Source organism: Citrobacter sp. RHBSTW-00881, from assembly GCF_013728515.1.
GTDB classification, from domain to species: domain Bacteria; phylum Pseudomonadota; class Gammaproteobacteria; order Enterobacterales; family Enterobacteriaceae; genus Citrobacter; species Citrobacter braakii.
In genome coordinates, this window is record NZ_CP056270.1 from 34070 (window position 1) to 50278 (window position 16209).

At 55.1% G+C, this 16209-nt stretch carries 18 protein-coding genes and 1 pseudogene; 7 read left to right on the forward strand and 12 right to left on the reverse strand.

Annotated features, from left to right (window positions below):
* Positions 1-260: 260 nt before the first annotated feature.
* The 5 genes from HV311_RS25220 to HV311_RS25240 all read left to right on the forward strand — a co-directional run bounded on the left by HV311_RS25220 (position 261) and on the right by HV311_RS25240 (position 3761).
* Entirely contained in the window at positions 261-590 is a 330-nt protein-coding gene (locus HV311_RS25220; RefSeq protein WP_000493286.1) for a type II toxin-antitoxin system RelE/ParE family toxin, read from the forward strand.
* Positions 571-852 carry a helix-turn-helix domain-containing protein gene (locus tag HV311_RS25225; protein WP_000780222.1) on the forward strand — a complete coding sequence of 94 codons (282 nt, stop codon included), beginning with the start codon at positions 571-573 and terminating at the stop codon, positions 850-852. Before HV311_RS25220 ends, HV311_RS25225 begins: the two co-directional genes overlap by 20 nt.
* 277 nt (positions 853-1129) lie before the next feature.
* The gene (locus tag HV311_RS25230) at positions 1130-2110 is read left to right on the forward strand and encodes an IS5-like element ISKpn26 family transposase (protein ID WP_000019450.1); all 981 of its coding nucleotides are present in this window, start codon (positions 1130-1132) and stop codon (positions 2108-2110) included.
* 119 nt (positions 2111-2229) lie between these two features.
* A complete protein-coding gene (locus HV311_RS25235; RefSeq protein WP_004118358.1) occupies positions 2230-2934 on the forward strand; it encodes an IS6-like element IS26 family transposase in 705 nt (234 codons plus the stop codon).
* 326 nt (positions 2935-3260) lie between these two features.
* Complete coding sequence (locus tag HV311_RS25240) at positions 3261-3761, forward strand: non-heme ferritin-like protein (protein WP_001752509.1); 501 nt, start codon at positions 3261-3263, stop codon at positions 3759-3761.
* A 320-nt stretch (positions 3762-4081) separates the two neighbouring features.
* Here HV311_RS25240 and HV311_RS25245 read toward each other — a convergent pair whose 3' ends face one another.
* The 9 genes and pseudogenes from HV311_RS25245 to merT form a co-directional block, all read right to left on the reverse strand.
* Positions 4082-4786 carry an IS6-like element IS26 family transposase gene (locus HV311_RS25245; protein WP_001067855.1) on the reverse strand — a complete coding sequence of 235 codons (705 nt, stop codon included), beginning with the start codon at positions 4784-4786 and terminating at the stop codon, positions 4082-4084.
* A gap of 84 nt (positions 4787-4870) precedes the next feature.
* On the reverse strand, positions 4871-5428 hold the full coding sequence (locus HV311_RS25250) for a recombinase family protein (protein WP_001162010.1): 558 nt from the start codon (positions 5426-5428) through the stop codon (positions 4871-4873).
* Between the two features lie 129 nt (positions 5429-5557).
* Positions 5558-5785: pseudogene (locus HV311_RS25255) on the reverse strand (DUF3330 domain-containing protein); the annotation flags it as partial.
* 50 nt (positions 5786-5835) lie between these two features.
* On the reverse strand, positions 5836-6072 hold the full coding sequence (merE, locus tag HV311_RS25260) for a broad-spectrum mercury transporter MerE (protein WP_001087807.1): 237 nt from the start codon (positions 6070-6072) through the stop codon (positions 5836-5838).
* Positions 6069-6434, reverse strand: coding sequence for a mercury resistance co-regulator MerD (gene merD, locus HV311_RS25265; protein WP_001277466.1), 366 nt, complete (start codon positions 6432-6434; stop codon positions 6069-6071). Before merD ends, merE begins: the two co-directional genes overlap by 4 nt.
* Positions 6435-6451: 17 nt before the next feature.
* On the reverse strand, positions 6452-8137 hold the full coding sequence (gene merA, locus HV311_RS25270) for a mercury(II) reductase (RefSeq protein WP_191221238.1): 1686 nt from the start codon (positions 8135-8137) through the stop codon (positions 6452-6454).
* 38 nt (positions 8138-8175) lie between these two features.
* Positions 8176-8601 (reverse strand): organomercurial transporter MerC, encoded by a 426-nt coding sequence (gene merC, locus HV311_RS25275; protein WP_000522996.1) that lies wholly within the window; start codon positions 8599-8601, stop codon positions 8176-8178.
* A gap of 27 nt (positions 8602-8628) precedes the next feature.
* Positions 8629-8904: a mercury resistance system periplasmic binding protein MerP gene (gene merP / locus HV311_RS25280; protein ID WP_000732275.1), complete on the reverse strand. Its 276-nt coding sequence runs from the start codon at positions 8902-8904 to the stop codon at positions 8629-8631.
* Between the two features lie 15 nt (positions 8905-8919).
* On the reverse strand, positions 8920-9300 hold the full coding sequence (gene merT / locus HV311_RS25285) for a mercuric ion transporter MerT (RefSeq protein WP_001294654.1): 381 nt from the start codon (positions 9298-9300) through the stop codon (positions 8920-8922).
* Positions 9301-9371: 71 nt separating this feature from the next.
* Here merT and merR point away from each other — a divergent pair, with 71 nt between their 5' ends.
* Positions 9372-9827, forward strand: coding sequence for an Hg(II)-responsive transcriptional regulator (gene merR, locus HV311_RS25290; RefSeq protein WP_001166628.1), 456 nt, complete (start codon positions 9372-9374; stop codon positions 9825-9827).
* Between the two features lie 48 nt (positions 9828-9875).
* A complete protein-coding gene (gene pagP, locus HV311_RS25295; RefSeq protein WP_045270086.1) occupies positions 9876-10451 on the forward strand; it encodes a lipid IV(A) palmitoyltransferase PagP in 576 nt (191 codons plus the stop codon).
* Between the two features lie 7 nt (positions 10452-10458).
* On the opposite strand, the gene HV311_RS25300 is transcribed toward pagP, so the two are convergent.
* The 3 genes from HV311_RS25300 to HV311_RS25310 all read right to left on the reverse strand — a co-directional run bounded on the left by HV311_RS25300 (position 10459) and on the right by HV311_RS25310 (position 15716).
* Complete coding sequence (locus tag HV311_RS25300) at positions 10459-11382, reverse strand: acyltransferase (protein ID WP_024196075.1); 924 nt, start codon at positions 11380-11382, stop codon at positions 10459-10461.
* 192 nt (positions 11383-11574) lie between these two features.
* The gene (locus tag HV311_RS25305; RefSeq protein ID WP_045270087.1) at positions 11575-14631 is read right to left on the reverse strand and encodes an efflux RND transporter permease subunit; all 3057 of its coding nucleotides are present in this window, start codon (positions 14629-14631) and stop codon (positions 11575-11577) included.
* The gene (locus HV311_RS25310; protein WP_016241530.1) at positions 14631-15716 is read right to left on the reverse strand and encodes an efflux RND transporter periplasmic adaptor subunit; all 1086 of its coding nucleotides are present in this window, start codon (positions 15714-15716) and stop codon (positions 14631-14633) included. Before HV311_RS25310 ends, HV311_RS25305 begins: the two co-directional genes overlap by 1 nt.
* Between the last annotated feature and the right edge of the window lie 493 nt (positions 15717-16209).

The following is a 16209-nucleotide window of genomic DNA, read 5'->3' on the forward strand; positions in this document are numbered from 1 at the left end:
GGGTGAAGGGATGGATAGGCGATCCCTTTCGATCCCTCACTGGTATCGGCGGCTAACCCTCGGTGCTACCTGTCATTTCATCCTGCCGCCTTACATGCGCTAACGCGCATAAATCCCCGTTCCTCAGTGGAACGAAAACTCACGCTAACAGGGTAGTGACCGGGTAGCCACGATAACTGCCAACAAAATTAGCTTATAGGTTAATTCTACCTTGTCTGAAATTAGCCTATAGGTTAATATTAATAGAAATGGGAGGTCACATGTTTAGCGTTGTTTATCACCCGGAAGCCAGGGAAGAAGCCACAGCATTACCCGTAAAAATCAGGGTGAAGTTTGACCGTCTCATCGGCAAACTGGAGTATGACGCCCGATTACTGCGGGAGCCGGACACGAAGCCCCTGGGCGATGGACTTTTTGAGATCCGCACGATGGGGACGGACATAGCCAGGGGAATCTGGGTATACCACAAAGGCAATACCATCATCATGCTCCGTGTTTTCATCAAGAAGTCACAGAAAACGCCAGCGAAAGAAATCGATCTCGCCAAAAAGCGGTTAGCGGAGGTACTTAATGAAACTGGTAAGCCATAAAGAACTGCATAACGAGTGGATGCAGGACGATGAATATCGCGCTGCATGGCAGGAAGAAGAACGTAAGGAAAAGCTCAGGGAGCTGCTTGCTGAATGGCGCAAGCATGACAACCTGACAAAAGCGCAGGTTGCTGAACGCATGGGGGTTACACCTCCGGTTATTTCTCGCCTGGAAAACAACATCACCAAAGCCAGCATCGACACACTGACCCGCTACGCTCACGCCTGCGGCATCAAGAAACCTGTCATTGCCCTGTACTGAATAGCCAGCCCTCCGGGGCTGGCCTTTTTGTTTCGGTCAGTCCCAAAATTTTGTTAAAGCAAGTTTAAAATGTCACCTGTTTCTCCAAAGTTGAAATGTCACTTCTAAGCCAATCTATTTATACATAATCTTTACATCTTTCCCCGGTGACAAAGTGCTAATTGGTCTGTAATGTTCAATGTGTGGCAGGCAAGCCGCCGGTGACTTAGGGAAGGTGCGAACAAGTTCCTGATATGAGATCATCATATTCATCCGGAGCGCATCCCAGAGGGACATCATGAGCCATCAACTCACCTTCGCCGATAGTGAATTCAGCACTAAGCGCCGTCAGACCCGAAAAGAGATTTTCCTCTCCCGCATGGAGCAGATTCTGCCATGGCAGAATATGACCGCTGTCATCGAGCCGTTTTATCCCAAGGCGGGCAATGGCCGACGGCCCTATCCGCTGGAGACCATGCTGCGTATTCACTGCATGCAGCATTGGTACAACCTGAGCGACGGTGCCATGGAAGATGCCCTGTACGAAATCGCCTCCATGCGCCTGTTTGCCCGATTATCCCTGGATAGCGCCCTGCCGGATCGCACCACCATCATGAATTTCCGCCACCTGCTCGAGCAGCATCAACTGGCCCGTCAATTGTTCAAGACCATCAATCGCTGGCTGGCCGAAGCAGGCGTCATGATGACCCAAGGCACTTTGGTGGATGCCACCATCATTGAGGCACCCAGCTCTACCAAGAACAAAGAGCAGCAACGCGATCCGGAGATGCATCAGACCAAGAAAGGCAATCAGTGGCACTTTGGCATGAAGGCCCACATTGGTGTCGATGCCAAGAGTGGCCTGACCCACAGCCTAGTCACCACCGCGGCCAACGAGCATGACCTCAATCAGCTGGGTAATCTGCTTCATGGAGAGGAGCAATTTGTCTCAGCCGATGCCGGCTACCAAGGAGCGCCACAGCGCGAGGAGCTGGCCGAGGTGGATGTGGACTGGCTGATCGCCGAGCGTCCCGGCAGGGTAAAAACCTTGAAGCAGCATCCGCGCAAGAACAAAACGGCCATCAACATCGAATACATGAAAGCCAGCATCCGTGCCAGGGTGGAGCACCCGTTTCGCATCATCAAGCGGCAGTTCGGCTTCGTGAAAGCCAGATACAAGGGGCTGCTGAAAAACGATAACCAACTGGCGATGTTATTCACCCTGGCCAACCTGTTTCGGGTGGACCAAATGATACGTCAGTGGGAGAGATCTCAGTAAAAACCGGAAATAACGCCAGAAATGGTGGAAAAAATAGCCTAAATAGGCTGATTCGAGGCACTGTTGCAAATAGTCGGTGGTGATAAACTTATCATCCCCTTTTGCTGATGGAGCTGCACATGAACCCATTCAAAGGCCGGCATTTTCAGCGTGACATCATTCTGTGGGCCGTACGCTGGTACTGCAAATACGGCATCAGTTACCGTGAGCTGCAGGAGATGCTGGCTGAACGCGGAGTGAATGTCGATCACTCCACGATTTACCGCTGGGTTCAGCGTTATGCGCCTGAAATGGAAAAACGGCTGCGCTGGTACTGGCGTAACCCTTCCGATCTTTGCCCGTGGCACATGGATGAAACCTACGTGAAGGTCAATGGCCGCTGGGCGTATCTGTACCGGGCCGTCGACAGCCGGGGCCGCACTGTCGATTTTTATCTCTCCTCCCGTCGTAACAGCAAAGCTGCATACCGGTTTCTGGGTAAAATCCTCAACAACGTGAAGAAGTGGCAGATCCCGCGATTCATCAACACGGATAAAGCGCCCGCCTATGGTCGCGCGCTTGCTCTGCTCAAACGCGAAGGCCGGTGCCTGTCTGACGTTGAACACCGACAGATTAAGTACCGGAACAACGTGATTGAATGCGATCATGGCAAACTGAAACGGATAATCGGCGCCACGCTGGGATTTAAATCCATGAAGACGGCTTACGCCACCATCAAAGGTATTGAGGTGATGCGTGCACTACGCAAAGGCCAGGCCTCAGCATTTTATTATGGTGATCCCCTGGGCGAAATGCGCCTGGTAAGCAGAGTTTTTGAAATGTAAGGCCTTTGAATAAGACAAAAGGCTGCCTCATCGCTAACTTTGCAACAGTGCCCCTAATCGTGTTCAGCAGAATAGCCGGAGGAAGTTTCCTACTGTCGATAAGAAAGGATTGGCACAGGGAGTGTGAATATCGAAACACCATCACAGAATAATGCCAGATAGAAATGCGATAGTAGGGTTGGATATTTAAATAAGGAGCATCCCGACTTAAAATGAATATGACTGCGTAACCAGGCGCAATAAAAAAAGCGAAAGAATCGCTTTTATTCTGGTTGTTTTTTCGAAGAGTGACCGTTTTCTGAGATGACAAGAAATAAGGAAGTCCTATGATCGCTAGCGGAATAGTTCAAAAACTGAATGCGCAAATGAATCAGGAGTTTTATACCTCAAATTTGTATCTTCAGCTCAGCCAGAGGTGCAGCGAGAATAGCCTTAATGGCACCGCACTATTTTTGCGTCATCAGGCGCAAAATACGGTGACGCAAATGATGCGCATGTACGAATACATCAAACAGAGCGGCGCCACGCCGGTGTTACAGGAGCAACACGCCCGGTGCGGTGAATTTTCCACGCTGGAAGATCTGTTTGAGCAGACGGTAAGCGATTACCAGAAGCGCATTAATGCGCTGACCTCTTTGACGGAAGACGCCCAGGCAGCAAACGATAAGTCAGCGATTAACTTCCTGAAGCGATACAGAAAAGAGGAAATCGTGGACGGGACGCTGTTGCAAATCATTCTGGATGAAGTCCGCAGCGCTAAAAAAGCGGGCATCAACATGCAGCAAACCGACCACTATCTGGTTGGCGTGATCGATCGCTATCACTAAATCAATTTCGCAGTACGAGGAGGTTTTACGCCTCCTCAGAAAATCTGTTTTACATCAGAAACAGAGGTTTATGCCAGTGAACATTTGATACCCAACACGTCATAGTGATTTTTTAACTTAGCGTTTTTATATCGTGCCAAAAATGTCTCTGCTTGTGTCTTTATATTAAGGAAGGTGCGAATAAGCAGGTCATTTCTTCCCAAGCTGACTCGCTGATTAAAATTTCGCGGATCTGGGCCGATTTTTTTCCCGCAAACACATCGAATCAGGCACTGTTGCAAAGTTAGCGATGAGGCAGCCTTTTGTCTTATTCAAAGGCCTTACATTTCAAAAACTCTGCTTACCAGGCGCATTTCGCCCAGGGGATCACCATAATAAAATGCTGAGGCCTGGCCTTTGCGTAGTGCACGCATCACCTCAATACCTTTGATGGTGGCGTAAGCCGTCTTCATGGATTTAAATCCCAGCGTGGCGCCGATTATCCGTTTCAGTTTGCCATGATCGCATTCAATCACGTTGTTCCGGTACTTAATCTGTCGGTGTTCAACGTCAGACGGGCACCGGCCTTCGCGTTTGAGCAGAGCAAGCGCGCGACCATAGGCGGGCGCTTTATCCGTGTTGATGAATCGCGGGATCTGCCACTTCTTCACGTTGTTGAGGATTTTACCCAGAAACCGGTATGCAGCTTTGCTGTTACGACGGGAGGAGAGATAAAAATCGACAGTGCGGCCCCGGCTGTCGACGGCCCGGTACAGATACGCCCAGCGGCCATTGACCTTCACGTAGGTTTCATCCATGTGCCACGGGCAAAGATCGGAAGGGTTACGCCAGTACCAGCGCAGCCGTTTTTCCATTTCAGGCGCATAACGCTGAACCCAGCGGTAAATCGTGGAGTGATCGACATTCACTCCGCGTTCAGCCAGCATCTCCTGCAGCTCACGGTAACTGATGCCGTATTTGCAGTACCAGCGTACGGCCCACAGAATGATGTCACGCTGAAAATGCCGGCCTTTGAATGGGTTCATGTGCAGCTCCATCAGCAAAAGGGGATGATAAGTTTATCACCACCGACTATTTGCAACAGTGCCGGATTGAGCGGCGTGGCATGGTCAGTCTTCCCGCAGGTACTGGTACAAGGTTTCGCGGCTGATGCCGAAGTCACGGGCCACCAAGGTTTTCTGGTCGCCTGCCGCAACTCGCCGTTTCAACTCGGCAATTTGTTCGCTGTTCAGCGATTTCTTTCGTCCCCGGTAGGCCCCGCGCTGCTTAGCCAGCACGATTCCCTCGCGCTGACGTTCGCGGATCAGAGCGCGCTCGAACTCAGCAAAGGCTCCCATGACCGACAGCATCAGATTGGCCATCGGTGAGTCCTCGCCGGTGAACGTTAGCCCTTCTTTGACGAACTCCATGCGCACGCCCCGTTGTGTCAGCCCTTGGACGATGCGGCGCAGGTCATCAAGGTTGCGTGCCAACCTGTCCATGCTATGCACCACCACGGTGTCGCCCTCGCGGACGAAGGCCAGCAGCCTTTCAAGTTCGGGACGTTGTGTGTCCTTGCCTGAAGCCTTATCGGTGAATACCTTGCCGACTTCTATTTGTTCCAGTTGTCGATCAGGATTCTGGTCGAAGCTGCTGACGCGAACGTAGCCGATACGTTGACCTTGCAAGATGCCTCCAAAGGTAAAAATGTCAGGATGAAATCTATTACCCTTGGCTGAATGTGTCAATAAATATAAATTAATACCCTACTCTGACGTTGTTTGTGCTCAACATCTGACATCAGGTTAGGGTATGCCTCAATCTGACGGCTGCGAACCGCCAGGGACAGGTGCAATGTCAGATTCTGTCGCGGCCTTGGCGCGTGCCTGGAAGCGTTCATAGCAATCCAGCCCGCAGAAATGTTCGACGTATTCCGCGCCTTCCGGGGTGAAGGCGGCATCGAGCGGAATTTCTTTGCAGCATACGCAGCAGGTGGTGCAACTGGCAGTGTTCGGGGCGTTTGCGTTCATGGTGGTACTCCTCCAGATTGGTAGCGAAGCTCAAAGCTGCCCACTCTCGGCTGGCTGGGAAGCGGTCATGATCTTCCCTTGAAGGCCCGCAGCAGCCGCGTCACAGACAGGACAAACAAGCCGGTCAGCGTGAGGGCTGCAATACCCCAGTGCTCCCCGATGAACGCGCCGGCCGTCGTGCCGGCTAGCACAATGGCGAGAATCGGCAAATGGCAGGGACAGGTGAGCACGGCCAGCGCGCCCCACAAGTAGCCGGTGATCGGTTTGTGCGTCTCAGACGGCAAGTGCTCTGGGCTGTTCATGGCAGACTCTCCGCGTGCTGTGCCGGTTCGGTTGGCATGGCGGCCAGTTGCATTTCGAGGCTGGCCAGGGCCTCGCGCCGACGCTCGACGAGTTGCCGCAACACGGCAAGCTGCGCAGACGCACCGTCACCGTCCGCAGCATCCAGCGCCCGGCACAGCCGCGCCAGTGCGTCCAGGCCGATACCCGCTTCGAAGGCAGCCCGTACAAAGCGCAGCCGTTGCAACGCGGTGTCATCGAACAAGCCGTAGCCGCCCGTGGTGTACGCGACCGGCCGTAGCAATCCGCGCAGCAGGTAGTCGCGCACGATATGCACGCTCACCCCGGCATCAAGGGCCAGCCGGGACACTGTGTAGGCGCTCATTGAACACCTCCTTTTCCTCATCCGGCGCAGCACGAAAGCTGCTTCACGTCCTTGCTGAAGGTCTGCGCCGCGAGCTTCAGCCCTTCGACCATGGTCAGGTAGGGGAACAATTGGTCGGCCAGTTCCTGCACGGTCATACGGTTGCGAATGGCGAGCACCGCCGTCTGGATCAGTTCACCCGCTCCCGGGGCCACCGCTTGCACGCCGATGAGCCGTCCGCTACCTTCCTCGATGACCAGCTTGATGAAGCCGCGTGTGTCGAAGTTGGCAAGCGCACGCGGCACGTTATCCAGTGTTAGCAGGCGACTGTCGGTCTCGATCCCGTCGTGATGTGCTTCCGCCTCGCTGTAGCCCACGGTGGCGACCTGCGGGTCGGTGAACACCACGGCCGGCATTGCGGTCAGGTCCAGGGCCGCATCGCCGCCAGTCATGTTGATCGCCGCACGAGTGCCGGCCGCTGCCGCCACATAGACGAACTGCGGCTGGTCGGTGCAGTCGCCGGCCGCGTAGATGTTCGGGCTACTGGTGCGCATGCCCTTGTCGATGACGATGGCCCCCTGCGCATTGACGGCTACCCCCGCCGCTTCCAATGCCAGGCTGCGCGAGTTCGGTGTCCGGCCGGTGGCGACCAGCAGCTTGTCGGCGCGCAATTCACCGTGCGTGGTGGTCAGCACGAATTCACCGTCCATATGGGCGACCTGGCTGGCTTGCGTGTGCTCCAGCACCTCGATGCCCTCGGCACGGAAAGCGGCTGTCACCGCCTCGCCGATGGCCGGGTCTTCACGGAAGAACAAGGTATTGCGCGCCAGGGCCGTGACCTTGCTGCCCAGCCGGGCAAAGGCTTGCGCCAGCTCCAGCGCCACCACCGACGAGCCGATTACGGCAAGGCGTTCGGGAATGGTGTCGCTCGCCAGGGCCTCGGTGGAAGTCCAGTAGGGTGACTCTTTCAAGCCCGGAATCGGCGGGACCGCCGGGCTGGCACCCGTGGCGACCAGGCAGCGGTCGAACATCACGACGCGCTCGCCACCCTCGTTCAAACTAACGATAAGGCTCTGGTCGTCCTTGAAACGCGCTTCACCGTGCAGAACGGTGATGGCTGAATTGCCGTCCAGGATGCCTTCGTACTTGGCATGACGGAGTTCTTCGACACGGGCCTGCTGCTGGGCCAGCAGCCGCTCGCGCAAGATCGTCGGCGGTGTGGGTGGCATGCCGCCGTCGAATGGGCTTTCCCGGCGCAGATGGGCGATGTGGGCGGCGCGGATCATGATCTTGGACGGCACACAACCGACGTTGACGCAGGTGCCGCCGATGGTGCCGCGCTCAATCAGCGTGACCTGCGCGCCTTGCTCGACGGCCTTCAGTGCTGCCGCCATCGCGGCTCCACCGCTACCAATGACGACGACCTGCAACGGGCGTTCGTTGCCACTGGGCTTATCAGCGGCCCCTATCCAGCCGCGCATCTTGTCGAGCAGGCCGGCGCGGTTGTCCGTCGGTGGCGCATCGGCAAGCGTTGCCTCGTAGCCCAGTCCGGCCACGGCGGTAGTCAGCGCATCCGATGACGTGCCCGCCTCAATGGCGAGTTGCGCTGTGCCCTTCGGATAGGACACCAGCGCCGATTGCACGCCGGGCACTTTCTCCAAGGCTTCCTTGACGTGAGCCGCGCACGAGTCGCAGGTCATCCCGGTGATTTTCAGGGTGGTCATGTATTTTTCCTTTTCTGTGGTGGCTACGGCTGTTGCCGTCAGCCACGTTGTTCTGGCAATTCACAGCTGTCCGGCCCGCAGCGGCGATGTGCTGGCGAGATGAAATCCCAGACCGACACCCCAACCATCAAGGCCAGGCCGACATAGAGCAGTCCACCGCTCTGCCAGCCGTAAGCCCGCATTAAAAACACCGCTGCCAGCACCAAGATCGGGCCTATCGTGCCGAGCGCCGTGCGTCGCCACTGTCGATGATTGAGCCAAGCGATAGCATTGGCGAGTAACGCGATGCCGGCGAACATCGGCAGCAGGATGCCAATGAATAGCCCCTCGTACTGGCTCAAGAAGCCCAGTCCGATGGCCGCGCCAAAGCTGGCGATGGCAGGAAAACAGGCGGCGCAGCCCATCGCGGAAACGACGCTGCCGAGCGCGCCGGTTTTGCCAGCGATGCGCGTGATGAGTCCCATGTGTCGCTCCCGAGTTCGGTTAACGGATCAGCGTTTGAGGCTGGACGGATAGCCCGCGTCCTCGGTCGCCTTGGTCAACTTCTGGACGTTGGTCTTGGCATCGTCGAAGGTGACGACGGCCTGGCGCTTGTCGAAACTTACGTCGGTCTTGCTCACGCCCTCAACCTTGGAAAGCGCGTGCTTGACAGTGATCGGGCAAGAGGCGCAGGTCATGCCAGGCACGGACAGCGTGACGGTCTGGGTGGCGGCCCACACGGGGGCAACAACGGCAGCGAGGGCGAGGGCGGCAAACAGTTTTTTCATGATGAACTCCTGTGATTAATAGAAAAATGGCATGACGTAGGGAAATCCGAGCGAGACCAGGACCAGCGCGGCCACGATCCAGAAAATGAGCTTGTAAGTAGCTCGCACTTGGGGAATCGCGCAGACCTCACCCGGTTTGCAGGCTTGCGCCGGGCGGTAGATGCGCCGCCAGGCGAAAAACAGCGCGACCAGCGCTGCGCCGATGAAGATCGGGCGATAGGGTTCCAGCACCGTCAGGTTGCCGATCCATGCCCCGCTGAACCCCAAGGCGATCAAAACCAGCGGCCCCAGGCAGCAGGCCGACGCAAGAATGGCGGCCAGCCCACCGGCGAAGAGCGCGCCGCGCCCGTTTTGTGGTTCAGACTTTTGTGGTTCAGACTTTTGTGGTTCAGACATACGCTTGTCCTTTCAAATTTGGTTTGGATAGCTTAAGCTTACTTCCGTAGTTATGTACGGAGTCAAGCGATATGCAAATTAATTTTGAGAATCTGACCATTGGCGTTTTTGCCAAGGCGGCCGGGGTCAATGTGGAGACCATCCGGTTCTACCAGCGCAAGGGCCTGCTGCCGGAGCCAGACAAGCCCTATGGCAGCATTCGCCGCTATGGCGAGGCGGATGTAACACGAGTGCGGTTCGTGAAATCGGCCCAGCGGCTGGGCTTTAGCCTGGACGAAATCGCCGAGCTACTGCGGCTGGAGGATGGCACCCATTGCGAGGAAGCCAGCGGCCTGGCCGAGCACAAGCTCAAGGATGTGCGCGAGAAGATGGCCGACTTGGCACGCATGGAGGCCGTGCTGTCTGAACTGGTGTGCGCCTGCCATGCGCGGAAAGGGAACGTTTCCTGCCCGCTGATTGCGTCACTGCAAGACGGAACGAAGCTCGCTGCATCGGCGCGGGGGAGTCACGGGGTGACTACGCCTTAGCGTGCTTTATTTTCCGAATTCTGAGACGACCCCTTTAAGGATAAAACAATGCGACGTTGTCTGCGGATAGTGTGGGGAACTCTGTTTATTTTCGCCTTTGCGGTACAGGCGGAAACAAAGGTTTATGGCGAACAACGCGTCAGCGGCTGGTGGAACTGGCTAAAAGACGATGTCTCGCAAACCTGGAATCAGCCGCAAAACTACGACCTGTATCTGCCATTTCTCAGCTGGCACAACCGCTTTATGTACGATAAAGAGAAAACCGATAACTACAATGAGATGCCGTGGGGCGGGGGATTTGGTGTCTCAAGATATAACGAAGAAGGTAACTGGAGCTCACTCTACGCGATGATGTTTAAGGATTCGCACAACGAGTGGCAGCCGATTATCGGCTACGGCTGGGAGAAGGGCTGGTATCTGGACAGTAGTCGCGATTTTCGCCTGGGGCTTGGGGTGACCGCCGGGATCACCGCCCGAGAAGACTTCGCCAACTACGTACCGCTACCGATTATTTTGCCGCTCTTTTCCGCCAGCTATCGCCGCCTGAGCGTGCAGTTCACCTATATTCCCGGCACCTACAATAACGGCAACGTGCTGTTTGCGTGGCTGCGCTACGGTTTTTAAGAGGGCATCAAATCGTAATCACCTTTTTCACCAGCGAATTGGACAGCGCTAGCATTGAAATTAACACCGAGGCGATGAACGTCAGGACAATCAGCATTAACTTGGTTCCCAGCGAGCTAATTGGGATAAGCGCGGTCAGCAGATGAAAAACGGAGTAGTGAAGAATATAGACGCCGGTCATCGTTTTGCTGATAGTCGCCAGAATGGTCTCTTTAAACTCGCTGTTTTTACGAAACCGCACGCCGTTGGCGGCAATCACCAGCGCCACCACCAAAATATAAATTTGTGATCCGGTAAGAATGAACGCATTTCTGTCAGCCTTAAACAGGGCGAAGAAGAAATGGCGCTCGTAAAACCAGGTGAAGAGATAAATAAACGGAATGGCGATCATCGCGCCTTTCACCACTCTCTCGCGGGTCAGCCAACTGGCGACCAGCGGATCGCTGAACAGCTGGCCGGTCAGGTAAAACAGCAGCCAGGTCCACAAACGGTACTGCGGGGCCAGGCTCAGCGCATGAACATCAGGATACAGCGCGGACAGCAGATCGTAGCCATATGAGAGCAACAGCAGCGCAAATACCACGCCGAAAAATAGCTTGCGTCGCTGGCTGAGCCACTCGATAAGCGGATGAAAGGTGTAAATCACAATAAAGGCAAAAACAAACCACGGCTGGATAAGATAACCGCGCTGGTAGGGTTCCCAGAGATAGTACACTGTCATCCAGAACAGGAAGACGATAACTACGCTTTTGATTTTACCCATTTGCCACTGCGCATCGTGCCGTGACTGCGAATCCAGATAGCCCGCCACCACAAAAAACAGCGGCGTGGCTATGGTCGAAATAAACGTCAGAAAACCGAGGATCCAGTGATAGTCGTAATCATAGTGATCCCGGGTGTTATAAATGGTGAAGAAGGTCACCGCCGTCATGCATCCCAGCGTTTTAATAATATTTAATCCGGTACTGTTCATTATTGTGGCTTCATATCCTTAGAGCCTATCCCATTAGGCTATTTTATTTGCCATTTTGGTCCTGGGCAGTGCTCACAAGCCTCACGTACTGCGTGTACGCTTCGGTTGTTGCGCGCTGTCCGTGCCCAAACTGGCTGCAACAATATACGCCTACTGGGATAGGCTCTTATTATGGAAACAGGCGTAAATCACTGGCAGAACCAGCAGCGTCAGAATAGTAGCAAAACCCAGACCAAACATAATAACTACCGCCATACTCTGGAAGAAGACATCCAATAATAAAGGGGCCAGACCGAGAACGGTGGTGAAGGCGGTCAGCAGAATAGGGCGCAGACGCGAGGTGGCGGCATAAATAATGGCTTCCTGCTGCGCTTTTTCCTGCTTCTGCTGCTCAATTTCCTCAACCAGCACGATGCCGTTACGAATCAACATCCCGCTCAGGCTAAGCAAGCCTATCAATGCCATAAAGCCAAAAGGAATACCGGTAATCAAAAAGCCTGGCGTTACGCCAATCAGCGCCAGCGGCACCGTCAGCCAGATAGCGATCGCGTTTTTCAGCGAGCTGAACATCAGCACAGTGATAACAAACATCACCAGGTAACCCAGCGGCAGGGTGGTGAACAACCCCTGCTGCGCTTCGCGGGAATTCTCCGCGTCGCCGCCCCACTCAATACTGTAGCCGTGCGGTAGGGCGAGGGCATCGATTTGCGGCTTCACGCGCGCCAGAATATCGCCTGAGGTTTGATTGCTCAGCGGATCGGGGTCGGTCTGCACGGTCAGTACGCGGCTGCGGTCGCGGCGCAGGATCAAAGGATCTTCCCACTCGAGATTAAAGCCGCTGACCACGTTACTGAGCGGGATATACTGCTGGCGGTTTTGGCTCCAGACCAGCACATTATTCAGGTGGTTAGCATCCTGGCGCTCGGCGGCTGGTGGGCGAACCACCACCGGCAGCAGGTCAGCCCCTTCGCGATAGAGTCCCGCACGGCTACCAGAGAAATTCATCTCCAGCGCGTTATCGATATCCTGTTTATCTACTCCCAGTTCGCGGCCTAAGCTGGCGGAATATTGTGGGCGGATAACCTTGCTGCGGTTCTGCCAGTCGTTGCGCACGCCGTCGGTGGCCGGGTCTGCGGAGAGAATATCGCCCACCTGGCTGGCGAGCAGGCGCAGGCGGTCGGGATCCGGGCCTTTGATGCGCACTTCAATGGCGCTATCGCCGGAAGGGCCGAACATCACGCGTTTGCTGCTGGCATTAACCTGCGGATAGTTGCGCGCAATATAGCTGTCAACATGCTGCGTCAGAGCGTTAATACTGCGCTGGTCGTCCATGCGTACCATGATCTGCGCGTAGTTGCTGTATTGCCGTTGCCCGCTGTAGGTGAGGATAAAACGCATACTGCCCTGACCAACGGTGGCGATGGTGGTGACAACGCCCGGCTGGCCGTTAATCGAGGTTTCAATATCGCTGGCCATCTTTTCGGTTGTCGCAATATCAGTGCCATAGGGAAGCCAGAGGTCAACAAAGAAGATAGGCGTGTTCGATGAGGGGAAAAAGTTCTGCCGCACCGAGCCGAATCCCCATATTGAAGCTGCCAGCAGCGCCGCCATGACGGTCAGGGTGATCGCTTTGCGCATCAGTAGGGTGTGCAGAATCTGCTGATAAATGCGATAAAAGCGCCCGCTGTAGGGGTCGGTATCCGAGGTTTCAGCAGGCGGCTGTTGCCCTTTGAACAGCCACCATTTAATCAGTACTGGCGTGATGGTTAACGCTGAGAACCAGCTCAGCATGAGTGAAATCAGCAGCACCTGGAGCAGTGATTTGCAGTATTCTCCGGTGGAGTCCTGCGACAGGCCAATCGGCGCAAAGGCGAGAATAGCAATCACCGTCGCCCCCAGCAGCGGCAGCGCCGAGCGGCGAATCACATAATTAATCGCCGTGAGCAGCGTCGACCCCTGCTGGCGGGCAATGAGTACCCCTTCGACGATGACGATGGCATTATCGACCAGCATACTCAGGGCGATAATCAGCGCCCCCAGCGAGATACGCTGTAGCTCGATGCCCCACAGATACATAATCAGCAGCGTACCGAGCACGTTAAGCGCTAACGACAGGGCAATAATGATACCGCTGCGCACGCCCATAAAGATCAGCAGCACGCCGACGACAATGGCCAGTGCCATCAGGAAGTTAGTGATAAAGCCGTTCACCGAGTGAGCCACTTCTGCAGCCTGGTCGTAGAACAGGTCAATTTTGATCCCTGCCGGTTTTTCCGCCGACATCTGATCCAGTTTGCTTTCCAGCGCGCGACCAACGTCAATGACGTTGACGCCGGGAATAAACGACACCCCCATAGTGACCGCCTGGCGGCCATTAGCGTGATAAATGCTGGAAGGAGATTCGCTGAGTCCGCGCGATAGCGTGGCAATATCGCGCAATCGCGTCGCTGAACCTGAGCCGTGCGGGCTGATTAACAAATCGCCCAGCTCGTCGAGATTTTCAAACTCCCCCGTTGGATGCAGGCGAATTGACTCGCTGCCGGATTTAATCTCACCGGCGTTAGACACTACGTTCAAGCGACTGAGGATTGCCGCCAGTTGGTTGAGCGTGATACCGCGGGCGGTCATTTTTGCCAGCGAGATATCGATATTGATTTGTTGTGGGATCGCACCGCCGATAGCGACTTTGCCAACGCCGGGAACCAGCACCAGTTCGCGCCTGAGCTGCTCGGCGTAGCGGACCAGCTCAGGGTTGGTAAAGCTCTCGCCGGAGATAGCAAAGAAGAAGCCAAAGACATCGCCAAAATCGTCGTTCACAAAGGGGGAGGCCACGCCGGGCGGGAACATCCGGGCGGCGTCTCCTACCCGACGGCGCAGCTCATCCCAGATTTGCGGCAGCTCGCTGGAGTGATAATTCGAGGCGATATTGACGGTGATTTGCGACAGACCATTGGAGGAAATTGAGCTGACGTTGTCCAGATAGGGCAGCTGTTGCAGCGCGTTCTCCAGCGGCAGGGTGACTTCTTCCTCAACCTGCTGCGCCGAGGCTCCCGGATAGTGGGTGATGACCACGGCGGTCTTGATGGTAAACGCCGGGTCTTCCAGGCGACCGATATTCAGCAGGGCGAAAATACCCCCGATGCCCAGCAGTAAAATAGTCAGCCAGACGCGAATCGGGTTGTTAATAAACTGACGAGAGATATCCATTACAAACCTCGTTCACGCGTCCAGATTCGAACCGGTTGCTGCGCATGCAGTTCACTGACGCCTGCCGCCACGACGCGCTCGCCGACGCTAAGCCCTTCGGTAATGACCACTCCCTGAGAGGTGACCTGGCCGACGCCAACTTTTCTGTCCTCAAGCTGTAGCTGTTCGCCTTCGCCTTTAACTACCCAGACGTGGGGCTCATTGCGCTGGCGATTATCCGGATTAAATACCGCTTCAACCGGCACCACGACGGCTTTATCGCCCGCGCTGGCGGGCAGGTTTGCCAGATTGACCGTCACGGTCCCACTCACGCCGCCCACTGACGGAAAATCGGCCGGGCGCGGCATGGTTAAAATGATCTGCCAGGTCAGAGTGTTGCTGTCGCTGCTACCGGTATGTTCTTTATATTCGGCGGTGAACTGACGGTCCGGCATAGAGTTGATTTTCACCACCGGACGATACTGCGCATTGCGGATATCAATAGTCGTAAAAAGATTCTCCGGAATGCTGAACACCACGTCGAGCAGATCGGTTCGCGTCAGGGTGACGATCGGCTGTCCGGCGGCGACAACCTGGTGATTACGGATCGGGACGCTGGCGGCAATACCGCTAAACGGCGCGGTGAGCGTCATTTGACTTAGCTCTTCGCGGGCGATTTTTAGCGCAGCGTTGGCGGAATCACGGTTGGCCCGCTGGATATCCATTTCCGCTTTTGAAATGGCCTGGCGACCGGCCAGCGTCTGGAAGCGGTCGAACTGCCGCTGAGCGAGGGTTGCTGCGGTCTGCCGTTCGTTGACGCGTTGCTGCGCTTCCCGGGCGTTGAGCCGGGCGAGCGCTTGCCCCTGAGAGATACTGGCTCCCTGACGCACATCAAGGGATTCAATCTGTCCGCCGCGTTTGAACGACAGATCGGTAGAATCCCCGGATTCAATACGGGCAGGAAAAATGCGCTGCTGTGAATCACCAATGGCGACGACATCCGCAACTTTTACCATCCGCGGCAGCGGGGTAACTTGCGGTGCTTTCTGATCGCAAGCCGTTGTTATTAAAATAACAACGGGAATGAGAGAAAAATAACGGTTCACTGTATTCCCCTCGGTGCTAAAGGTTTTATTTTACATATTTTTCACAAATGCCGGCTTTATTCAGCCAGCGCTGAGACCACTAAATAGGTAAATAACCCGGAAGCCGTACAGGCGATTATTGCCAGGGCAATAAACAGGCTCAGGCGAAACAGGCTGTAGCCGAACATTGCTCCTCCTCTGGTATCAACCTTGTGCTAAGTAGATTCTTATCTACATAATTGTTGAATGGTTTTTAGAGGCGCGCAGGCCTCTGATAATGAGCATAGTCGTTGAAAAAAGGAAATGTTAAAAAGAGTAAAATTTGCGGTAATGTTGACGATTTTGCTGGGTTTTCAGTTGAATTGTCTGAGGTCGACTGAGTCTGTGATATTTTTCAATATATTAATTGGCATCTTAATAATGTTAATCGCCGTGTGCTACGTTTAATTATACCCATCATACTTCGAATCGAGATTTCTTCCTCAGCGCCATTGTCTGCGCTGTTTTCACCACC

What these genes read in the sequence shown, in the direction of transcription:
- pagP (WP_045270086.1), top strand. Translation starts at nt 9,876, where the DNA reads ATGCGACGTTGTCTGCGGATAGTGTGGGGAACTCTGTTTATTTTCGCC.
- merR (WP_001166628.1), top strand. Translation starts at nt 9,372, where the DNA reads ATGCAAATTAATTTTGAGAATCTGACCATTGGCGTTTTTGCCAAGGCG.
- merT (WP_001294654.1), bottom strand. Translation starts at nt 9,300, where the DNA reads ATGTCTGAACCACAAAAGTCTGAACCACAAAAGTCTGAACCACAAAAC.
- HV311_RS25305 (WP_045270087.1), bottom strand. Translation starts at nt 14,631, where the DNA reads ATGGATATCTCTCGTCAGTTTATTAACAACCCGATTCGCGTCTGGCTG.
- merA (WP_191221238.1), bottom strand. Translation starts at nt 8,137, where the DNA reads ATGACCACCCTGAAAATCACCGGGATGACCTGCGACTCGTGCGCGGCT.
- HV311_RS25220 (WP_000493286.1), top strand. Translation starts at nt 261, where the DNA reads ATGTTTAGCGTTGTTTATCACCCGGAAGCCAGGGAAGAAGCCACAGCA.
- merE (WP_001087807.1), bottom strand. Translation starts at nt 6,072, where the DNA reads ATGAACAGCCCAGAGCACTTGCCGTCTGAGACGCACAAACCGATCACC.
- HV311_RS25245 (WP_001067855.1), bottom strand. Translation starts at nt 4,786, where the DNA reads ATGAACCCATTCAAAGGCCGGCATTTTCAGCGTGACATCATTCTGTGG.
- HV311_RS25240 (WP_001752509.1), top strand. Translation starts at nt 3,261, where the DNA reads ATGATCGCTAGCGGAATAGTTCAAAAACTGAATGCGCAAATGAATCAG.
- merP (WP_000732275.1), bottom strand. Translation starts at nt 8,904, where the DNA reads ATGAAAAAACTGTTTGCCGCCCTCGCCCTCGCTGCCGTTGTTGCCCCC.
- HV311_RS25235 (WP_004118358.1), top strand. Translation starts at nt 2,230, where the DNA reads ATGAACCCATTCAAAGGCCGGCATTTTCAGCGTGACATCATTCTGTGG.
- HV311_RS25230 (WP_000019450.1), top strand. Translation starts at nt 1,130, where the DNA reads ATGAGCCATCAACTCACCTTCGCCGATAGTGAATTCAGCACTAAGCGC.
- merC (WP_000522996.1), bottom strand. Translation starts at nt 8,601, where the DNA reads ATGGGACTCATCACGCGCATCGCTGGCAAAACCGGCGCGCTCGGCAGC.
- HV311_RS25225 (WP_000780222.1), top strand. Translation starts at nt 571, where the DNA reads ATGAAACTGGTAAGCCATAAAGAACTGCATAACGAGTGGATGCAGGAC.
- HV311_RS25300 (WP_024196075.1), bottom strand. Translation starts at nt 11,382, where the DNA reads ATGACGGCGGTGACCTTCTTCACCATTTATAACACCCGGGATCACTAT.
- merD (WP_001277466.1), bottom strand. Translation starts at nt 6,434, where the DNA reads ATGAGCGCCTACACAGTGTCCCGGCTGGCCCTTGATGCCGGGGTGAGC.